At 69.8% G+C, this 18787-nt stretch carries 17 protein-coding genes; 10 read left to right on the forward strand and 7 right to left on the reverse strand.

The window, feature by feature from the left end:
• Window positions 1-29: 29 nt before the first annotated feature.
• Window positions 30-431 carry a winged helix-turn-helix transcriptional regulator gene (locus JFN87_RS00205; RefSeq protein WP_209337711.1) on the reverse strand — a complete coding sequence of 134 codons (402 nt, stop codon included), beginning with the start codon at window positions 429-431 and terminating at the stop codon, window positions 30-32.
• A gap of 128 nt (window positions 432-559) precedes the next feature.
• On the opposite strand from JFN87_RS00205, the gene JFN87_RS00210 reads away from it, so the two are divergent.
• The gene (locus JFN87_RS00210; protein ID WP_209337712.1) at window positions 560-1429 is read left to right on the forward strand and encodes an SDR family oxidoreductase; all 870 of its coding nucleotides are present in this window, start codon (window positions 560-562) and stop codon (window positions 1427-1429) included.
• 52 nt (window positions 1430-1481) lie between these two features.
• On the opposite strand, the gene JFN87_RS00215 is transcribed toward JFN87_RS00210, so the two are convergent.
• On the reverse strand, window positions 1482-1889 hold the full coding sequence (locus tag JFN87_RS00215; RefSeq protein ID WP_209337713.1) for a DUF6188 family protein: 408 nt from the start codon (window positions 1887-1889) through the stop codon (window positions 1482-1484).
• Window positions 1876-2388: a pyridoxamine 5'-phosphate oxidase family protein gene (locus tag JFN87_RS00220; RefSeq protein ID WP_209337714.1), complete on the reverse strand. Its 513-nt coding sequence runs from the start codon at window positions 2386-2388 to the stop codon at window positions 1876-1878. Before JFN87_RS00220 ends, JFN87_RS00215 begins: the two co-directional genes overlap by 14 nt.
• Window positions 2389-2846: 458 nt before the next feature.
• On the opposite strand from JFN87_RS00220, the gene JFN87_RS00225 reads away from it, so the two are divergent.
• Complete coding sequence (locus tag JFN87_RS00225; RefSeq protein ID WP_209337715.1) at window positions 2847-4157, forward strand: carbohydrate-binding protein; 1311 nt, start codon at window positions 2847-2849, stop codon at window positions 4155-4157.
• 101 nt (window positions 4158-4258) lie between these two features.
• Here JFN87_RS00225 and JFN87_RS00230 read toward each other — a convergent pair whose 3' ends face one another.
• Complete coding sequence (locus tag JFN87_RS00230; protein ID WP_209337716.1) at window positions 4259-4897, reverse strand: TetR/AcrR family transcriptional regulator; 639 nt, start codon at window positions 4895-4897, stop codon at window positions 4259-4261.
• 111 nt (window positions 4898-5008) lie between these two features.
• Between JFN87_RS00230 and JFN87_RS00235 the strand changes: the two genes are divergently transcribed.
• Both JFN87_RS00235 and JFN87_RS00240 read left to right on the forward strand, forming a co-directional pair.
• Window positions 5009-5926 carry an NADP-dependent oxidoreductase gene (locus JFN87_RS00235; protein WP_209337717.1) on the forward strand — a complete coding sequence of 306 codons (918 nt, stop codon included), beginning with the start codon at window positions 5009-5011 and terminating at the stop codon, window positions 5924-5926.
• Between the two features lie 66 nt (window positions 5927-5992).
• On the forward strand, window positions 5993-7306 hold the full coding sequence (locus JFN87_RS00240; protein WP_209337718.1) for a damage-control phosphatase ARMT1 family protein: 1314 nt from the start codon (window positions 5993-5995) through the stop codon (window positions 7304-7306).
• 47 nt (window positions 7307-7353) lie between these two features.
• Here the strand turns inward: JFN87_RS00240 and JFN87_RS00245 are convergent, their stop codons facing one another.
• On the reverse strand, window positions 7354-7983 hold the full coding sequence (locus JFN87_RS00245) for a class I SAM-dependent methyltransferase (RefSeq protein ID WP_209337719.1): 630 nt from the start codon (window positions 7981-7983) through the stop codon (window positions 7354-7356).
• 210 nt (window positions 7984-8193) lie between these two features.
• Window positions 8194-8760, reverse strand: coding sequence for a TetR family transcriptional regulator (locus JFN87_RS00250; protein WP_209337720.1), 567 nt, complete (start codon window positions 8758-8760; stop codon window positions 8194-8196).
• Between the two features lie 119 nt (window positions 8761-8879).
• On the opposite strand from JFN87_RS00250, the gene JFN87_RS00255 reads away from it, so the two are divergent.
• Window positions 8880-9812: an NADP-dependent oxidoreductase gene (locus JFN87_RS00255; protein ID WP_307865234.1), complete on the forward strand. Its 933-nt coding sequence runs from the start codon at window positions 8880-8882 to the stop codon at window positions 9810-9812.
• Here the strand turns inward: JFN87_RS00255 and JFN87_RS00260 are convergent.
• On the reverse strand, window positions 9799-10350 hold the full coding sequence (locus JFN87_RS00260) for a SitI3 family protein (protein WP_307865235.1): 552 nt from the start codon (window positions 10348-10350) through the stop codon (window positions 9799-9801). The two genes, JFN87_RS00255 and JFN87_RS00260, sit on opposite strands and share 14 nt — an antisense overlap.
• Before the next feature lie 162 nt (window positions 10351-10512).
• Between JFN87_RS00260 and JFN87_RS00265 the strand changes: the two genes are divergently transcribed.
• From JFN87_RS00265 to JFN87_RS00285, 5 genes are all read left to right on the forward strand, one after another.
• Window positions 10513-12741, forward strand: a complete 2229-nt coding sequence (locus JFN87_RS00265; RefSeq protein ID WP_245178501.1) for a M4 family metallopeptidase — start codon at window positions 10513-10515, stop codon at window positions 12739-12741.
• Window positions 12742-13008: 267 nt separating this feature from the next.
• A complete protein-coding gene (locus JFN87_RS00270; RefSeq protein WP_209337723.1) occupies window positions 13009-15948 on the forward strand; it encodes an AAA family ATPase in 2940 nt (979 codons plus the stop codon).
• Between the two features lie 50 nt (window positions 15949-15998).
• Window positions 15999-16922, forward strand: a complete 924-nt coding sequence (locus JFN87_RS00275; protein ID WP_209337724.1) for an AraC family transcriptional regulator — start codon at window positions 15999-16001, stop codon at window positions 16920-16922.
• A 60-nt stretch (window positions 16923-16982) separates the two neighbouring features.
• Complete coding sequence (locus tag JFN87_RS00280) at window positions 16983-17855, forward strand: dioxygenase family protein (RefSeq protein ID WP_209337725.1); 873 nt, start codon at window positions 16983-16985, stop codon at window positions 17853-17855.
• A gap of 59 nt (window positions 17856-17914) precedes the next feature.
• Window positions 17915-18631, forward strand: a complete 717-nt coding sequence (locus tag JFN87_RS00285) for a lytic polysaccharide monooxygenase (RefSeq protein ID WP_209337726.1) — start codon at window positions 17915-17917, stop codon at window positions 18629-18631.
• Window positions 18632-18787 lie beyond the last annotated feature (156 nt).

Raw genomic sequence — 18787 nt, forward strand, 5'->3', positions numbered from 1 at the left:
GGCCCCGAAGGGGGCGGCGACATCGTGCGCTACCGCTTTCCGGGCCGCTCGTCGTACTCGTCGCGTGCGGCGATGACGTCCTCGACGTGCCGCACCGACCACTCCGTGAGCGCCTTCAACGGGCCTCGCAGCGTCTGGCCCAGCGGTGTCAGCGCGTACTCCACGCGGATCGGGACCTCCGCGTACACCGTCCTCAGGACGAGCCCGTCGCGTTCGAGCGTGCGCAGGGTCTGGGTGAGCATCTTCTCGCTCACCCCCGCCAGCCGCTGCCGCAGTTGGGTGAAGCGGCACGGACCGTGCCTGCCGAGCTCACCCAGCACCAGCACCGCCCACTTGCTGCCGATCTGGTCGAGCAGGTCGCGCGAGGGGCAGCCACGCGTGTAGGGGTCCCGCGACGGTATGGGCTCGATCACATCTTCGGTGGTCGCCACGAACCTCACCTCGATCCTTTCGCCAGGGTGGCCACCTTACCGCGAAGTGCGTCCTTACCGAAGGAGAGTGACCAGGTCATCCTGGGTTTCAAGCCGCGGAAAGTCCGCGGTGGAAAGGGGCGACCACCATGTCGATCGTTGTCACCGCAGCATCCGGACAGCTGGGCAGGCTCACCGTCGAGGCGCTGCTCGCCCGCGGAGTGCCCGCCTCAGGCATCGTCGCGACCAGCCGTGACGTCACCAGGCTCAAGGGCTTCGTCGACCGCGGCATCGTGGTGCGCCAGGCCGACTTCGCCGAGCCGGACAGCCTCCCCGCGGCCTTCGAGGGCGCGGACAAGTTGCTGCTCATCTCCACGACGACCGTTGACGAGCGGGTCGGCAACCACCGTCGCGCCATCGACGCCGCGGTGACGGCCGGTGTGTCGCTGATCGCGTATACGAGCATGTTGCGGGCGGACACGTCCACCACCGACCTCGCCGCCACCCACTGGGCGACGGAGGAGTACCTGCGGGAACGCGCCCCCAGCGTGATGCTGCGCAACGGCTGGTACCTGGAGAACTACACCGCCCAACTCCCGGACGTGCTACGGGCCGGAGCGATCGTCGGGGCGGCCGGCGAGGGCAGGATCAGCGCCGCGATCCGTGCCGACTACGCCGACGCGGCGGCGGCCGTGCTGGCCGGCGGTGGCCATGTCGGCAAGGTGTACGAGCTGGGTGGCGACGAGGCGTTCACACTGGCCGGGTTGGCGACGGAGGTCTCGTCCGCCACGGGGCGGCGGATCGAGTACACCGACCTGGCGGCAGGCGAGTTCGCCCGGGTGCTGGGCCAGAGCGGCGTGCCCGACGCGCTGGCGCGCGTTCTGGTCGACACGGACCTCGCCATGGGCCGAGACGAGCTGTTCACCGACTCCGGCGACCTGCGTCGCCTGATCGGACGCCCGACCACGGCCCCGGCCAAAGCGATCGCCGCCGCACTCGACCGACGTCCGATCGCCTGATCGTCCGCTCGCCTGCCGAGGGCGCTGTACTTCGGGAGTCCTCCCGCCGTCCTCATCGACGTGTCCACACGGCAAGCCCGTCGCCGGGAGTGGACACGATCCGGGTTCCATCTGTGGCGGTCAGCTCCCAGGGCTCGAACTCCTCCGAAGCGTTGACACGCAGCCAACTCCCGTCCTGCAACTCGACCTTGAGGCGTCCGTCTTTGTACGCATACAGGTGGACGAGGCCCGTGTGCAGGAGCGACAGGGCCGGCGCGAGCTGCTCGGGTCCGCCCTCCGGGCCGATGACCGTCTCGGAACCGTCAGGGTCCACGAGGACAAAAGAATCCTGAATCCGCAGCTCAAGCGAGAGCGACTCGGAACGCACGAGAAAGGTGACGGCGAAGTCGAAGCTGACGCGCGTGACGTCGGCTTCCTCGACCCCGACGCTCCAGTAGTCGTCGTGCTCACTCAGTCGCACGATGCTCACTTCCGTCGTTCGCCTTCCTGGCGAGTTCGGCGAGAAAGTGCGGAATGCGTCCCGCGCCGAAGTCGTAGAACCGTGCCCACCGCGGCTCCACCGCGATACGCGCCATTTGGTCGTACATGGCCCGGCAATTCCGCTCGAACTCGGCCGCGTACTCGGCGTCGAAGTTCTTCCGCGCGGCCGCCAGGTACTCCGGAACCACCCCGTCGACGAGGGTGAGGTGCACGACGCCGCGCACCGACAGTGTCTTCGCCGAGCCGGGGCGGTCGCCGGCGTCGATGGTCAGGGCCACCTCGGGACGGGCGGAGAGCGCCTTCACCTTGGGCGCCGTGGCCGCGGTGGACATGACGATCTCGTCGCCGGTCCAGAAGATCCCGATCGGGACGACGCGTGGCAGCCCGTCGAGTCCGTTGTACGCCAGCCGCGCCATCGACGCCTGGTTCAGCAACTCGTCGGCGTCGGCCAGCTCCTGCGTGATCTCGTAGGGCTCCATGACTCGTCTTCCTCCGCTTCCGTGGCGGCCGCCGCTCGCGCGGCCGCTGGTCTCCGGGCGCCGTCCCACGGCCGGGGCCTGGCCCGCTCTGCCTCGTCGCGTGCCGAAACTCGACCCTCTCAAGGGGTCGAGACTTCGCCGAAATCACAACAAATCGCTCATTCACCGCCAATGGGTGATCGGCTCTGCTGGCGGTCTGTCGCCATATGCCGTGAATTTTGCGGAGAAACCATAACCGAAAGGACGCCTGTCGATTCGGCCAAATTAATTATGCAACTTTATTGAAGTCTTGACCGGGCTGTTCACTCGCCGTACAAATTGGTCTTGACCAATCCGCTCAGTGGTTGAGACCACTCCGTTCACCCACGTGCAAGCACGTGCAAAGTGGCCGCCTTGCCGGCCCCCGGGTTGAGCGAGGTGCCGCAATCGCAACAGCTCCTCTCATCCTTGGAGGGTTCATGCGAGTCGGAAGACGGATTCTACGCAAAGCTCTGGTCGCCGGCTCGGCGCTCGGGCTGACTCTCGGCGGCACAGCCTTCGCGGCGGCCATGGCGCCGGCCGCGCAGGCGGCCACCACGTGCGCCGCGGCGTGGAGTTCAGGCACCGTCTACACCGGCGGTCAGCAGGCGAGCGAGAACGGGACCAACTACACCGCCAACTACTGGACCCAGGGCAACGACCCGGCGACCAGCAACGGTGGAGCCGGTTCCGGACAGCCCTGGACGTCCAACGGCTCGTGCACCGGCGGCTCCACGGGAGGCGGCGGCGGCGACGGAGGCGGCGGGACCGGCGGAGGCGGCGGGACCGGCACGGGTTCGGCGAGCGGCCTGCTCTTCAGCCCGTACAAAGACGTCACCATCAACATGAACTGGAACACCAACCAGATGCGGACGGCCGTGACCGGCTCCCCCATCCCGGTGGTCGGTTCCGGCAGCCTCAAGTCGCAGTACGTCCCGAACCTGACCGCGCTCACGCTCGCGTTCGCCACCGGCACCTGCGGCAGCGAGACCTGGGGCGGCGTCTCGGGCGCCAACTGGGCAGCGGCGAACGTGCCCCAGCTCAAGGCCGCCAACCTGGACTACGTCGTGTCGACCGGCGGCGCGGGCGGGACCTTCAGGTGCGCCTCGACCGCGGGCATGGAGTCGTTCATCGCCCGCTACGCCAGCCCGAACCTCGTCGGCATCGACTTCGACATCGAAGCGGGCCAGAGTGCGTCGGACATCCAGAACCTGGTCGCCGCGGCGGCGGGAGCGCAGGCGCAGTACCCGAACCTGCGGTTCACGTTCACGCTCGCCACGCTGGGAGCGTCCGACGGCAGCTACAGCGGTGTGAACTCCCTCGGCGACGAGGTCGTCCGTGCGGTGAAGGGCGCCGGCCTGAACAAGTACGCCATCAACCTGATGACCATGGACTTCGGCACCTCGACGTCCAGCAGTGTGTGCGTCGTCGTCTCCGGCAAGTGTGAGATGGCGCAGTCGGCGATCCAGGCCGTGAAGAATCTCGAGCACACCTACGGGATCCCGGCGAGCAAGATCGCCGTCACACCGATGATCGGCCTGAACGACTCCACCAGCGAGACCTTCACCGCCGCGGACGTGGACACGCTGTCGTCGTACGCGGTCAGCAACGGCCTTGCCGGCGTGCACTACTGGTCGCTGGACCGTGACACGCCCTGCTCCGGCGGGTATGCGTCCCCCACGTGCAACTCGGTCCCCAGCACGACGTCGCTGGAGTACACCAAGAAGTTCCTGAGCGACCTCGGGCACTGACGAAGAACACACTGAGGCGGGCCGCGCACGGACCATCGTGCGCGGCCCGCCCGCGTGTCCCGCGTTGCGCGGGCGGGACATCCCCCGCGCGTCGACCGCGGTCACGCGTCCGGCTGAGAGGGCGTGAGGGCCTGCACGTGGTCGATGGCCGCCCCCAGCGCGTCCGCCAGGGGAGCGTTGTTCCCGGCCACCTGCGCAAGCAGCATGCCGCCCTGGAACGCGGCCAGGAGAAGGCCCGCGAGCCGAGTGGGATCGGCGTCCGCGTCGAGGCGGCCGAGCTGCTGCATCCGCTGGAGCCCGTCGCGGAAAATCCCCCGCCACTGGTCGAACTCGCCCGCGAGTTGCTCGTGGACGTCGAGGTCCGTCTTGATGATCTCGCTCGCGAGGGAGCCGAGCGTGCAACCCTCCTGGTAGGCGCGCTCGTAGGCGACGTAGTGATCCGCCCACTCCCGGAACGCGTCGATGCTGTCGAAGTGGCCGAACCGCTCGCCGCGGTGGAACGTGAGGACGCGTTCGGCCTGCCAGGCTATGACGGCGAGGACGAGACTCTCCTTGGTCGGGAAGTAGTGGTTGAGCTGTGACCCGCTGACGCCGGCGGCACGGCGGATCTGCTCGTTGTTCGTCGCGTGGACGCCCTTCGTGTAGATGAGCTCGGCGGCCTGCTCCAGGATGCGGGCACGGGTGGCCTGCCCCTTGGACGTGAGCGTGTGAGGCGCCGGAGCTGCCGTAGTGGTGGTCATACTTCATGGTAACCCCAGTTTGGGCTTGACAGCCCAGTACTGGTTGATGTTCACTTCCAAAAAATGGGCTTAGTAGCCCAGAAAATGCTTGGACGCAGGAAGGTGCTCCCCATGAAGGCGATCGTGGTAACAGACCAGCCCGCGGGAACGGCCGGGATGACACTTGCGCAGCAGCCCGATCCGGAACCGGCGATCAACGACGTCGTCGTGCGGGTTCATGCGGCGGGATTCGTCCCCACCGAGCTGGAGTGGCCGTCGACCTGGGCCGACCGCCTCGGCCACGACCGCACCTCGCCGATCCCCGGTCACGAGCTGGCCGGAGTGGTCACCGCCCTCGGCTACGGCACCACGGGCCTGTCCGTCGGCCAGCGGGTGTTCGGCCTCACTGACTGGCACCGCCCCGGCACACTCGCCGAGTACGCGGCCGTCGAAGCACGCAACCTCGCGCCGCTGCCGGGCGACGTCGACTTCGCGACGGCCGCGAGCCTGCCGATCTCCGGCCTGACCGCATGGCAGGGCCTGTTCGACCACGGCCGCCTCCGGGCGGGGCAGAGCGTGCTCGTGCACGGCGCGGCCGGCGCGGTCGGGACGATGGTGACGCAACTGGCGCGTGAGGCCGGCGCGTGCGTCATCGGCACGGGACGGACGGGCGACCGCGAGAAGGCGCTCGACTTCGGCGCGCAGGAGTTCGTCGACCTCGCCAACGACACCCTTGAGGACGTCGGCGGCGTCGACCTGGTCTTCGACGGCATCGGCGGCGACATCCAGCGCCGATCCGCGGGCCTGATCCGAGCGGGAGGCACACTCGTCACGGTCGTCGGCCCACCGGAGGCCCGCCCCGCCGACGGCCTGGCCATCGACTTCGTCGTCGAGTCGGACCGCGGACAGCTGAGTGAGATCGTCCGGCGCGTACGGGACGGACGCCTGCGGACGAACATCGGCGACGTCACACCCCTGGACGACGCGCTCACCGCGCTCAACCCGACCGAGCGGCGCAAGGGGAAGACCGTCATCCTCATGCATTCTTGACGGCGCGGGCAGTGGTGGCCCTGGTGATCAAGTACGCGCGCGCGGCGAGTGAAGGGCTGGGACGGCATGACGGCAAGGACGCCTCGTGACACGGGCGAGGAGCCCGGCGACAGCTCCGGTTCCGGTTCCGGTTCCGGCTCCGGCTCCGAGGGCGTCGCAGCCGGAGCGCCGGTCATCCTGGGCAACGGGCCCGGCTCGTTCGCCCGGGGCGTCCTGGCCGAGCGGCACCCGGCCCTGATCGAGCAGGTGCGAGACGCCTTCCCGTACAGCCGCAGGCAGCACAAGGCGCTCGACCTCCTGCTTGAGGAGATCACCAACGGTGTCGTCGAACCACTCGATCCCTCGGCACAGGATCACGAGCAGTGGGCGTACTGGGGGCGCGAACACATCGGCCGACCGTGGTTCGACGCCCCGTTCCTCTGGGCGGAAAGCTACTTCTACCGTCGGCTCCTCGAAGCCGTCGAGTACTTCGGCTGCTTCGGCTGCTTCGGTCACCTCAGCGCGGGAGCGTGGCAGGGGATCGATCCGTTCGCCCCGTTCAAGCGGGCCGAGCTGCGTGGAGCGGCGGTCGAGGAGGAGCTGCGGGCGCTGGACGCGCTCGCCGACGCGCCGGCCGACGAGCGGGCCACGGCCTTGCTCCGGGCAGCGCTGTGGGGCAACCGCGCGGACCTCGGCTTTCGCATCACGGCGGGGGAGCCGGCGGCGAGCGAGGCCGACGAGCGGCTGGCCGCGGACGACGCGGCCGCGCTGTGGTCGCTCCTGCCTGCGGGCGCTCCAGGCGCTCCGGGCGCGCCGGGCGCTCCGGCGACCGTCGCCGTCGTGGCGGACAACGCGGGACGCGAACTGATCCCTGACCTGGTCCTCATCGACCACCTTCTCGAACACCGGCACGCCGAGAAGGTGGTGCTGTACGTCAAGCCCTACCCGTACTACGTCTCCGACGCGACGACAGCGGATGTAGTCGACTGCCTGCGTCGCCTCGTGGAGGCCCCCGGTGAGGCAGGCCGGATCGGCCGACGCCTGTGGACGGCCATGGCGGAAGACCGCGTGGAGGTGCGCACCCACCCGTTCTTCTGCGCGCCGCTGCCGTACGAGGAGATGCCGCGAGACCTGCGAGGCGAGCTGGCGTCCGTCGCGCTCACCGTCCTCAAGGGCGATCTCAACTACCGCCGCTTGGTGGGCGATCGCATGTGGGACGCGACGTCGTCGTTCGCGGACCGTACCGCGTACTTCCCCGGGCCCGTCGCTGCGCTTCGCATCCTGAAGTCCGACGTCGTCGTCGGCCTGACGCGGGCGACGGTGGACGCACTCGAACGATCCGATGCGGCGTGGCGCACGAACGGCACTCGCGCTCTCGTCCAAGTCCGACCGCGGGGCTGACGGGGTCTTCCTTCTGCGTGGTGAGGAGCGTGCACACGACCCATGTTCTAGGGACGGCGGGCCAGCACATGGGTGTCGAGGAAACCGCGCTCGGACGCCGGATCGTGGAGCAGCCGGGCGAACGTGACGAGCCCGGCCCCGGCCAGCAGTTCGGCGAACCGGTCCACCGGCCAGCTGTAGGCGGGCGTCACCTTGTGGTCGAAGCGGACCGGCTCCGGTCCCTCGGTCCCGAAGAGGGACACCAGGAGCAGGCCCCCTGGCGCGAGAACACGCGCCTGCTCGGCGAGTAGCGCGGGCAATTCGTCAGGCGGGGTGTGGATCATGGAGTAGTGGGCCAGCACTCCGCCGAGCGCACCGTCCTCGATCGGCAGGGCCTCCATGCGCGCTTCGTCGAACCGCAGCGCCGGCTGGGCCCGCCGGGCGTGCGCGACCATGGCAGGGGAGAGGTCGAGCCCGAAGGCGTCCAGCCCCAAGTCGTGCAGCATGGCGGTCAGATGACCGGGGCCGCACCCGACGTCGGCCACCCGCCGGTTCCCGGTGGCTCGCACGAGTTCGGCGAACGTGCCGATCATGTTCCGCGCGAACGGTCGCGTCTCCAACTGGCCCGCGAACATCGAGGCATACAGATCGACGACACCGTCGTAGGCCGCCCTGGTCTCGTCCTGATGCTTCGACACGGGAAGGCAACCTAACACCCGCGCCACTCGGAGCCGTTCTCCAGCCTCGTTCCGGGCCCGACGGTGGCGTGGAGGGCAGCCCCCAACTCCTGCGGCATGCGCGTGGCCCGGGCGTGCGGCGGCGGCCTCGGCCGGGACGTTCATCGCGATGGCCGTTACGGCATCGGCGGCGCCCTGGGTGAGCTGGGCGTGGGCGGGCTGGAACGTGCTTCAGCGGCCGGCGGACAAGGTCCGCAGTCGGTCCAACGTCTCACGAATGATGTCTTGCAAGTCTTGATCGTCGGTGGCGGTGACCCATCGCGAGAAGGCGACGCGGAACACGGCGATGCTGGTCTCGGCGGCCAGGCTGGCATCGATGTCGCCGATGCCTCCCTGTCGCAACCTGTCGGCCAGGGCGGCCGACAGGGATGTGAGCTTGATCAACTCGCGTTCGCGGAGGTCGGCGTTGGCCATGACCACGGTCTGTCGCTTCCGTGCGAGCTCACGGTCGCCACCGACCATCCGGGCCACGGTGTCGAGTACGGCCGCGACGGCATCCAGCGCTGACGTGCCGGCCGGCACCCCGTCGAGAGCGGCCAGCGCCTTCTCTTCCAGGTCGGAGTAATCGTCGAAGAGCACCTCGCGCTTGTCGGTGAAATACCGGAAGAACGTGCGCGCGGTGACGCCCGCCCGTTCGGCAATGTCCGCCACCATCGTCTGCTCGAAGCCACGCTCCAGATAGAGCGAGAGCGCTGCCTCGCGCAGCCGGTCACCGGCCCCGGGTTTCCACCGTCCCATGTCGAGAGTGTAGGTGATGTCACCTCGTGACACCGTGCCCCACATGTCGTGATGTCACTCGATGACATCACCGTGATAGGCTGATGTCATTCGATGACATCAGCTTGTGGAGGCCCCCGGTGAAGCGCATCCAGTACCACCAGTACGGCGGACCCGAAGTCATGCGTCTGGAAGATTTCGAGCCGGCTCGTCCTGGTTCGGGCGAGGTTCTGGTCCGCGTGCGGGCAGCCGCGGCCAATCCGATGGACTGGGGTATTCGCAGCGGCGCCATGAAGATGGTCACGGGGCGGAAGTTTCCGCGCGGACTGGGCTACGACTTCGCGGGCGTCGTCGAGGCGGTCGGCGAGGGCGTCACCCGGTTCGCCGTCGGCGACGAAGTGGTCGGCGGGGCGTCGATCAAGGCATCGGGAGCTTTCGCCGAGATGGTCCTGGCCGCGGCGAGAGGGGTGGTGAGGAAGCCCGCGAACCTTTCCTTCGAGGAGGCCGCCGCGATCCCGACCGTCGGCCTCACCGCACTCCAGGCCGTGCACAAGAAGGGAAAGCTGCAACCCGGGCAGTCGGCCTTCGTCAACGGCTGTCTCGGCGGAGTCGGCCGAGCCGCCGCCCAGATCGCGCTGGCACACGGCGCCTCAGTGGGAGGCAGCTGCCGCGACACCGCCGCACAAGACGCACGCGACCTCGGCCTCGACCCGATCGTCGATTTCGGCTTCGACGCGACGAGGCTCAGCGGCCGATTCGACCTCGTCGTCGACACTGCCGACACGCTTCCGACCGACGCGGCGAAGAAGATGCTGAAGCCCGGCGGACGCATCGTCGGCATCCACCCCACTCCCGCGCACATCGCGAAGAGCGCACTCCCGGGCCCGTACAACGTCTTGATCACCAGGCCCGTCACAGCGGACCTCGAGGGGGTCGTGCGCGCGGCCGGGCACGGCACACTGCGGGTGCCGATCGCCCGCACGGTGCCACTCACCGCGGCGATCAAGGCGCTCACCGAACTCGAGCGTGATGGCACACCCAATGGCGGCAAGCTCATCATCACGACGGACTGACCTTCGCATCCGGCCGCTCGAGGCCGACGGCGTCCGTCAGGCGGCGGTCGAGCTCGCGGGCGGCGTCGCGCAGCACCGTCCGATCACCGCCTGGACGACAGCGGTGGCCCCGAAGATCCCCAGCGACCGGCACAGCGGTGCGCATCCCGTCTCGTGAGGTCTCCGTGGCCGGGTCGAGCTTGTCCATCGCCTCAGGCGCCGCGGTGGCCCAGAGGGCGTCCCGCTCGTTCAGGCTGAGCTCGTCGCCGCGGCGGAGCAGCCAGACGTCCTCGAACCGGTAGTGCAGTACGGCATCGCCGGGGACCTGCTCCAGCATGCCGGACGATGTCAGGCTGACCATGTCGTCCTGTTGTTGCCCTGCGTCGTGTACTCGACGAGGGCACCATGACCGGGACCGCCCTGTGGTTCCACGTGCGCGAGGCGCGGCAGCTTCCCTGGGGTGACCCGGTCTCGGAGAACGACGTCCTCGAACCTGGGTTAGGGAAACCCCTCTCCCTCCACTCGGTGCCTTCCGCTTGTGACGGCCGTATCCACACACTCATGCGTCGGCGTCGCTCCACCCACGAACGGCGTCGCTCGACGAGCGCATGCGTCCGCCGGCTCCGTCACCGCTCCCCAGCTCATCCCCGCGGCGGGCACCCCGATGTACGAGGTGGAAGGAAACCCCGGTCCTATGTACATACGAAGAACCGCGAGACTCATGACGGTCATCCTGGCCTGTGTCTCCGCGTCCGCCATCGCTCTGCCCGCCGCGACAGCGGCTCCCGCGCCACCCTCGGCTCCCGGGCCGCACTCGACTCCCGGGCGGCACTCAGGCCCCGGGCCGGCCTCGCATCCGTCGGCGGCGGGCCCTGACGCCTTCGACGCGGCTCCGTACACGACCGATCCGCCGACCACCGTCCGCAGCCGGGTCGTTGACGACGCACAGAAGGCGCTGGACGCCCACGGTCGCGCCGCGCACAAGTCCAGCGGGGACGCCTTCAAGGTCAGGAACCTCGTGGTCGACCGTGACGGGTCCGCCGCCGTCCGGTTCGACCGGACGTACAAGGGCCTGCCGACCTACGGCGGCGACGTCATCGTCCAGTTGAAGAAGGACGGCACGTACGCGTCGCTGGCCACCGGATCGAAGACGTCCGCGTCGGTGTCCACCACGCCGGAACTGCCGGCATCCCGCGCCGCCAAGGTGTCGAGGGCCGCGTTCGACGGCCACATCGCCTCGGTGTCCACGCCGCACCTCGCCGTACAGATGAAGGGCACCACCGCCACCCTGGCATGGGAGACGGTCGTCAGCGGTATCCGCCCCGATCAGACGCCGAGCCGGCTGCACGTCCTGGTGGACGCCCGTACCGGAAAGGTCGTCAGGACCAGCGACGACGTGGACACCTTCGCGGCCGCGAACGCCACGCGCGCCGCGGCGACGGCCGCGAACGCCACGCACGCCGCCGCTCCGGCCGCCACGACCCGCAAGGCCGCGGCCAACCCCACCGTGGCCGGCAACGGCGACTCGATCTACAGCGGCGAGGTCCCCATCGACGTCACCCAGTCCGGTGGCGGCTACTCGATGCAGGACCCGGCGCATGGCAACGGCTACACCACCAACCTCAACCACGCCACCAGCGGCACGGGAACCATCTACACCAGTTCCAGCGGCAACTTCGGCAACGGGTCCAACAGCGACCCGGCATCCGCCGGTGTCGACGCGCACTACGGCGCCGCGAAGACGTTCGACTACTTCAAGAACGTCCAGGGCCGCAACGGCATCTTCGGTGACGGCCGCGGCGTACCCTCGCTGACCCACTACGGCAACGCCTACGTGAACGCCTTCTGGGACGGCTCCAAGATGACGTACGGCGACGGGCAGGGCAACGCGCGCCCGCTGGTCGAACTCGACGTGGCCGGCCATGAGATGAGCCACGGTGTCAGCGGTGCGCTCACCGGCTGGGACGAGACCGGCGAGACCGGCGGGATGAACGAGGGCACCAGCGACATCTTCGGCACCATGGTCGAGTTCTACGCCAACAACCCGGTGGACACGCCCGACTACACCATGGGCGAGCTCATCAACATCAGCGGGAACAACCAGCCGCTGCGGTACATGTACAACCCCTCGCTCGACGGCTCGTCGCCCAACTGCTGGAACAGCAACAACGGCAGCCTCGACCCGCACTACTCGATGGGCCCGCTGGACCACTGGTTCTTCCTCGCCGCGGTCGGCAGCGGCAACCACGGATACGGCAACAGCCCGACCTGCAACAACTCCACGGTCACCGGCATCGGCAACGACAAGGCCGCGAAGATCTGGTACAAGGCGCTGGCCTCCTACGCCAACAGCGCCGAGAACTACCACCAGGCCCGCATCGACTCGCTGAGGGCCGCGGCCGACCTCTACGGCGCACACTGCACCGAGTACAACACCATCGACGCCGCCTGGGCGGCGGTCAGCGTCACCGGCTCCGACCCGGTCCCCGGCACGTGCAACGGCAACCCGGGCTCGCCCTCGGTGACCAACCCCGGCAACCAGACGACTGCCGTCGGCACCGCGGTCTCCCTGCAGATCCAGGCGAGCGACCCCGGTGGCGAGACGCTCACCTACAGCGCGACCGGCCTGCCCGCGGGGCTGTCCATCAACTCCTCCACCGGCCGCATCACGGGTACCCCGACCACCGCGGGGACCTCGTCCGTGAACGTCACGGCGAAGAACACCGACAACGCGACGGGTAAGGCCGCGTTCACCTGGACCGTCACCGACGGCACCCCGCCGCCGCAGGGCTGCGGCGACCTGCCCGCCTGGAGCTCGACCACCAGTTACGGGCCGGGCGACCAGGTCTCGTACAACGGCCACAAGTGGGCATCCCAGTGGTACTCGACCGGCGCCGAGCCGGGCGCCCCGGGATCCTGGGCGGTCTGGACGGACCAGGGCGCCTGCTGAAACATCGCCTGCTGAAGCGCACCACCGCCTCCTGAGGTACGTGTGCTGAAGCAACGCCCGCGTGAGGCAGAGCCGTTGGCCTAGCCAAGCCTGCCCGCCAACGGCTCGGTCCGCACGCCCGGCCCCCGGAGTTCCAGACCTACATTGGTCTTGACCTCCGTCCCGGCGCAGACCTACATTCGGCCCGGCACCAGGGTCAATGTCGCGAATGGCAGGTTCATGACCGGAGCCTGCGGCGTGAGGGAAGCTGTGCCGGAGGGGCTTGCGATGACCGAGCCGACCACCCTGCCCACCCCGATCCCGGCAGGTACCGGATCGTCCACCGTGGGACGGGACGCCCTGTGCGAAACCGTCCGGGCCCACCTCACCGCCGCCGGTGGCGTCCTCCTGACCGGACCGGCCGGCATCGGCAGGACCACGCTGGTGTCTCAACTGGCGGCGGAACTGGGCTCTCGCGGCCACCGGATCCTGCGCTGCTCGCCCTCCCCGTCCGAGCGGGACAGCCCCTACCTCGGACTCATCGACCTGCTCGCCACCGTCGGCGACGACGTCCTCTCCGAACTGGAGGCCCACGAAGAAGCCGCGCTCAAGGCAGCGCTGCTGCGCAGCTCGCCGCCCGCGGGGGACGGTCCGGCCATCGGCCGTGACGCGCTGGTCCTGCGCATCGCCGTCGGCAAGGTACTCGCCCTGCTGAGCGGCGCAGGACCGGTCCTGCTGGTCATCGACGACGCGCAGTGGCTCGACGTACCGACAGCGGAGATCCTCATGTCCCTTGCCAGACGAGCCGGAGCCGGGCCCACTCCCGGGCCTGGACCCGCGGTGCTCGTCGCGCTGCGAACGGGCGCGGCCGGGAACGAGTCCCGGGACGAATCCCGGGACGAATCCAGGGACGGATCCGGACACGCGAAGGACCACCCGCCGGGCGGCCCCGTGAGCGCCGAGAAGCTGTGTCCACAACCCTTCCGCAGGATACCGGTGCCACCCATGGCCGCCCGCGAGGTCGCCGAGATGCTGGAGCGGCACGACCAGCCGCCATGGCCACGGCCGCTCGTCGCACGCCTGTACGAGGCAGCCGGCGGGAACCCCCGTACGGTGCTCGAGCTCAGCTCGGCGCTCGACGAGCGCGTCCGGATCGACGGAGCGTCCCTGCCGGACGCCACGGAGCCGCTCCCCGTCCCGGACTGTCTGCGCCGGCCGATCCTGGACCGTATCGACGCCCTGCCGCCCAGCGCGCGGCAGGCACTCGTCACCGCTGGCGCCGCCGTCCGTCCCACGGTCGAGCTGCTGCGGCGCGCGGGCTGCCACCACGCCCCGGCCGACATCGACACCTGCGTCCGGCACGGCATTCTCCAGGCTCCGAGCCACGGAACCATCAGATTCCTGGACCCGCTCACACCGATGGTGCTGCAGGCCGAGACCCCGTACGAACTCCAGGTGAACGCACACCGCGCGCTGGCCGACGCGACCGACGACGCGGTCGAGCGCGCCTATCACATCGCCCGGTACACAGCGGGCCCCGATCCGGCGGTCGCGGCCCGGCTCGTCGACGCGGCCTCCGCCGCCCGCCGCCGCGGCGCTCCGGGGACCGCGGCGGAACTCGGGCGGCTGGCCGCCGAGTACACCCCGGCCGGCGAGAGACACACCGACACACACCGCCGGCTCACCGCCGCCGAGGACGATCTCGATGCCGGACACTTCGACCTCGCCAGGCAACTCGCCTACGAGGTGCTGGGCGACGCCGACCGGCCCGACGAGCGAGTACGCGCCTGGAACGTGATCGTCGACTCGTGCGGTCAGGCGATGGCCGAGATCGCGGACGTCTTCCCCGAGGCGGTGCGCGACGCGGGCGGGGACCCCGGTCTGCTGGCCCAGCTCCACTACCGGATGAGCTGGCGCGAGTGGATGGTGGGGGGCTCGGCGGCCCGCGGCCACGCTCACGCCGTCCGCGCCGCCGAGCTCGCGGCGCACGCGGGCAACCGACAGACCGAGATCATGGCGCTGTCCCAACAGGCGGCCCTGGAACTCTTCCTGGGACTGCCGGAGGCGGAGAGGACGCTCGCCGCCGCTCTCGCCACACCGCACGATGTGCACGCCATGGCACACCACAACGGCCCGATCTACCTCAAGCACCGATTCCACCTGGTGCACGACCGCTTGGACGAGGCCAGGGCCGAGCTGCGCACCCTCGTCTACACGCTGCGGCAACGAGGTTCGGCGGACAGCCTGAGCCAGTGCCTGATCGGACTCGCGCAGGTCGAGATCCAGCGCGGCCGCTGCCGCCAGGCACTGACCGTCGCCCGGCAGAGCCTGCGCATCGTCGAACAAGCCGGGCTGAGTCAGGGCCCGGCCTGGTACGCGGTGTCGCTGGCCGAGACGGCGGGCGGCAGCCTGAGCCAGGCGCTCGCCGCGGCCGAGGCGGCCAGGCGGCACAGCGAGGACGACGACGACAGGCTCTTCCTGCCACGCGCCCTGCACGCCGAGGGCAGGATCAGACTCTTCAGCGGACGCAGCCAACAAGCAGCGGAACTACTCAGACGAACAGCCGAGTTGGAGACCGCCCAGGGTCAGCGGGACCCGGCGACCCGTCGTTGGCACGCCGACCTCGCGGAGGCTCTGGCCCACAGTGGGGCGACGGACGAGGCAGCGGCCGTCATCGCCAAGGCGCGCTCCCAGGCCGCGCGGCTGGGGCGGACGGGTGTGCTCGCCACGCTCGGCCGGGCGGCAGCCGCGGTCAGCGAGGCCCGCGGCGAACTCGGCGCGGCGGCAGCCGGATACGAGGACGCCGCCGCTCGCCTCCGGGTCGCCCGCTACCCCATGGAGGAGGCCCGTACCAGAGTGGCGCTCGGCAGGGTCCGCGGGCGTCTCGGGGACGGTGCGCTGTCACACGCCGCCTTCGACGAGGCACTGCGGATCTTCACCAAGGCGGGCGCCAGGTCCTGGGTTTCGCTGACCTGTGCCGAGCGGGACCGGGCGGGGGGCCGCTCGGTTCGCCTCCCCGAGGGGAGTTCCTGGTCGGAGCGCCTCACCTCGACCGAGCGCAGTGTGGTCGCCCGCGTCGCGCAGGGCGCCACCAACCGGGAGATCGCGACGGGCCTGGCGCTCAGTGTGAAGACCGTCGAAGCGGCGCTCACCCGCGTCTACCGCAAGCTCGGCGCCAAGTCGCGCGTCGACATCACCCGCATCGTCATGGCGCGGCCCACGACGTAGCCGCTGCGGCGGGGCGGCCGGGTTCATCGAGACAACAGAGGGGGCACGGCATGGCCGACATCGCGGGCGAGGCACTGGAGATGCACAGCCTGGACGTCACGCGGCCCGGGGTGCTCCCCTTCGCCATCGGTTCGTTCGACACCATCGGCCCGCTGGCCCGGGCCGACTTCCCGCACCGGCACAGCTTCTACGAGATCGGTCTTGTGACCCACGGCAGCGGCGCGCACGTGGTGGACCTCGTGCGGCAGGACCTGGACCCGCCGTGCCTCTACGCGCTGGTTCCCGGCCAGGTGCACCAGTGGCAGGACGCCCGGGACGTAGCCGGATGGGTGCTGCTCTTCAACGAGGACTTCCTGCTCACCCACCACGGGGACGCCGAGATCATCCGCACGCTCAGTGCCCGGCCCCGGCTGCGCCCGAACCGGACCGAGACGGCGGGCCTGCGGTTGCTGCTGAGGGAGCTGGACCGCGAGCACCGCTCGGCCGCCGCGGGACACATCAGCATCCTCTCGTCCTACCTGCACATCCTGCTGCTGTGCTGGTTGCGAATGACCGATCGCGAGACTGCCTCGGACGAGGCGAAACGCGCTCGGAGCCGTGCCGACGAACTAACGCACGGATTCCGGCGGTTGATGGCCCAACTGGACCCCGGGTTGCGCTCGGTCGAGGCATGCGCACGCGAGCTGGGCGTCTCGACGAGCTATCTGCACGACGTCGTCAAGCGGGGGACAGGCAGGACACCGGGACAGCTGATCCGGGCGAAGCAGATCCTGGAGGCCAAACGCCTCATCGCCGGAACGGACCTGACGATCGGCCAAGTGGCCTCCGCGGTCGGATTTGGTGACCCGGCGTACTTCTGCCGCTTCTTCCGCAGGGAGACCGGAGTGTCGCCGGGGCAGTTCCGCCGAGCGGTCGGCGAAAAGCACCACGATCACGCAGAACCGTCCCTCGGCAGCACTGGGTGGCCTGCGTAGATTCGCACGCAGCTGCGAGAGACGTTCCGTATCCGGCCGTACCCGGCGAAGGAGACCACCGTGCCCACCCCCCACGACGAGACCGACCGCCCCGACGGTTCCGTACCCGGTGAGAGCCGGGGAATCAGCCGGAAGGGCCTGATCAAGGCGGCGTTACTGACCGGCGCCGTTCCGTTGGTGACGGGCGGAGGAGTGGCCTGGGCCCGCGACCGCGACCACTCGGCCACCCCGGCCCGTCGCCCCGCCGGCCCCCTGGCCCCCACTCCGGCATGCCACGACGGTGACGAGCCCACCGTCCCGAACATCGAGGGGCCCTACTTCAAGCCCAACTCGCCGCTCAGGACGAACCTCGTCGGCTCCGGCATGCCCGGAACGCCGCTCACCGTCAGCGGCTACGTCTTCGGCCGGGACTGCGCTCCGGTCTCCGGCGCCCTGCTGGACTTCTGGCAGGCCGACGACAACGGCGCGTACGACATGACCGGCTTCACACTGCGAGGCCACCAGTTCAGCACCGCGCAGGGCGAGTTCACACTGACCACGATCATGCCCGGCCTGTACCCCGGCCGCACCCGTCACATCCACGTCAAGGTCCAGGCGCCGGGACAGCCCATCCTCACCACACAGCTGTACTTCCCCGGCGAACCCAGGAACAGCACGGACGCGTACTACGACGTCCGGCTCCAGATGACGGTGCAGCAGGTCGGCTCCGGCGAGCAGGCGACGTTCGACTTCGTCCTGGACGTAGACGGCAACACCACCCCGCCGCCGACCGACCCACCCCCCGGCGGAAGCGGCACCTGGGCGGCCGGCACCGCCTACCGGGCGGGCGACCAGGTCACCTACGACTCGGTGACGTACCGATGCGTTCAGGCCCACACGTCGATGACCGGCTGGGAGCCCCCGAACGTCCCGGCGCTCTGGCAGCGCGTCTGACCACACCGCCCGCGTCCTTGGCACTCCCCGCAGCGTCCCTCGACAACCCAGGAGCTGACATGCACCTCAAGCGAAGACTTGCCGCCGTGATCGGCGTGGGGATCGCTCCCCTCGTCGCGGTGTGCCTTCCGGCCACCACGGCCAGTGCGCACGGATACGTCTCGTCACCCCCGAGCCGCCAGGCGCAGTGTGCGGCGGGCGTGGTCGAGTGCGGGCCCATCAAGTACGAACCGCAGAGCGTTGAGGGGCCCAAGGGCCTGACGAGTTGCAGCGGCGGCAACGCGGACTACGCGGAGCTCGACGACGACAGCAAGAACTGGACGGTCACCCCCGTCGACAGCACGACCACCTTCACCTGGCGCCTGCTGGCCCGGCACGCAACCAGCAACTGGCAGTACTTCGTCGCAGGCCAGAAGGTGGCGCAGTTCAACGACGGAGGCGCCCAGCCCGGCGCGACGGTCACCCACCAGGTGAACTTCGGCAACATCACCGGACGCCAGAAGGTGCTCGCCGTGTGGAACATCGCCGACACGGCCAACGCCTTCTACGCCTGCATCGACGTGAACATCAGCGGCAACGGCGGCGGAGGCGGCCCAACCGGCCCGGGCGCCTGCACCGCGCCGGCCTGGGACGCCGGGACCGTCTACACCGGCGGTGAGACCGTCACTCGGGACGACCACACCTGGCGCGCCAAGTGGTGGGTGACCGGCGAGGACCCCACCACCAGCGGCCAGTGGGGCGCCTGGGCCGACCTGGGCCCCTGCACGACGACGTAAGCGTGTCGCGCCCCGGTAGGGGCGTCGCGCAGGGCGCGACGCCCCTACCGGTCGCAACGGAACGTTTGTCTTCGCCATATGACGGTTGTCACGGTGCGGAACCATCGGACATGCGGCGGAACCCTGTCTCGGCAGCTCGATGTCCTCCTTGGCGTT

The sequence above is a fragment of the Streptomyces montanisoli genome, from assembly GCF_017813245.1.
Lineage (GTDB): Bacteria > Actinomycetota > Actinomycetes > Streptomycetales > Streptomycetaceae > Streptomyces > Streptomyces montanisoli.

Excerpts from the sequence above, each read along its gene's own strand:
- JFN87_RS00235 (WP_209337717.1), top strand. The coding sequence starts at position 5,009 with ATGAAGGCGATCGTGGTAACAGACCAGCCCGCGGGAACGGCCGGGATG.
- JFN87_RS00210 (WP_209337712.1), top strand. The coding sequence starts at position 560 with ATGTCGATCGTTGTCACCGCAGCATCCGGACAGCTGGGCAGGCTCACC.
- JFN87_RS00275 (WP_209337724.1), top strand. The coding sequence starts at position 15,999 with ATGGCCGACATCGCGGGCGAGGCACTGGAGATGCACAGCCTGGACGTC.
- JFN87_RS00285 (WP_209337726.1), top strand. The coding sequence starts at position 17,915 with ATGCACCTCAAGCGAAGACTTGCCGCCGTGATCGGCGTGGGGATCGCT.
- JFN87_RS00265 (WP_245178501.1), top strand. The coding sequence starts at position 10,513 with ATGACGGTCATCCTGGCCTGTGTCTCCGCGTCCGCCATCGCTCTGCCC.
- JFN87_RS00230 (WP_209337716.1), bottom strand. The coding sequence starts at position 4,897 with ATGACCACCACTACGGCAGCTCCGGCGCCTCACACGCTCACGTCCAAG.
- JFN87_RS00250 (WP_209337720.1), bottom strand. The coding sequence starts at position 8,760 with ATGGGACGGTGGAAACCCGGGGCCGGTGACCGGCTGCGCGAGGCAGCG.
- JFN87_RS00225 (WP_209337715.1), top strand. The coding sequence starts at position 2,847 with ATGCGAGTCGGAAGACGGATTCTACGCAAAGCTCTGGTCGCCGGCTCG.
- JFN87_RS00220 (WP_209337714.1), bottom strand. The coding sequence starts at position 2,388 with ATGGAGCCCTACGAGATCACGCAGGAGCTGGCCGACGCCGACGAGTTG.
- JFN87_RS00240 (WP_209337718.1), top strand. The coding sequence starts at position 5,993 with ATGACGGCAAGGACGCCTCGTGACACGGGCGAGGAGCCCGGCGACAGC.
- JFN87_RS00270 (WP_209337723.1), top strand. The coding sequence starts at position 13,009 with ATGACCGAGCCGACCACCCTGCCCACCCCGATCCCGGCAGGTACCGGA.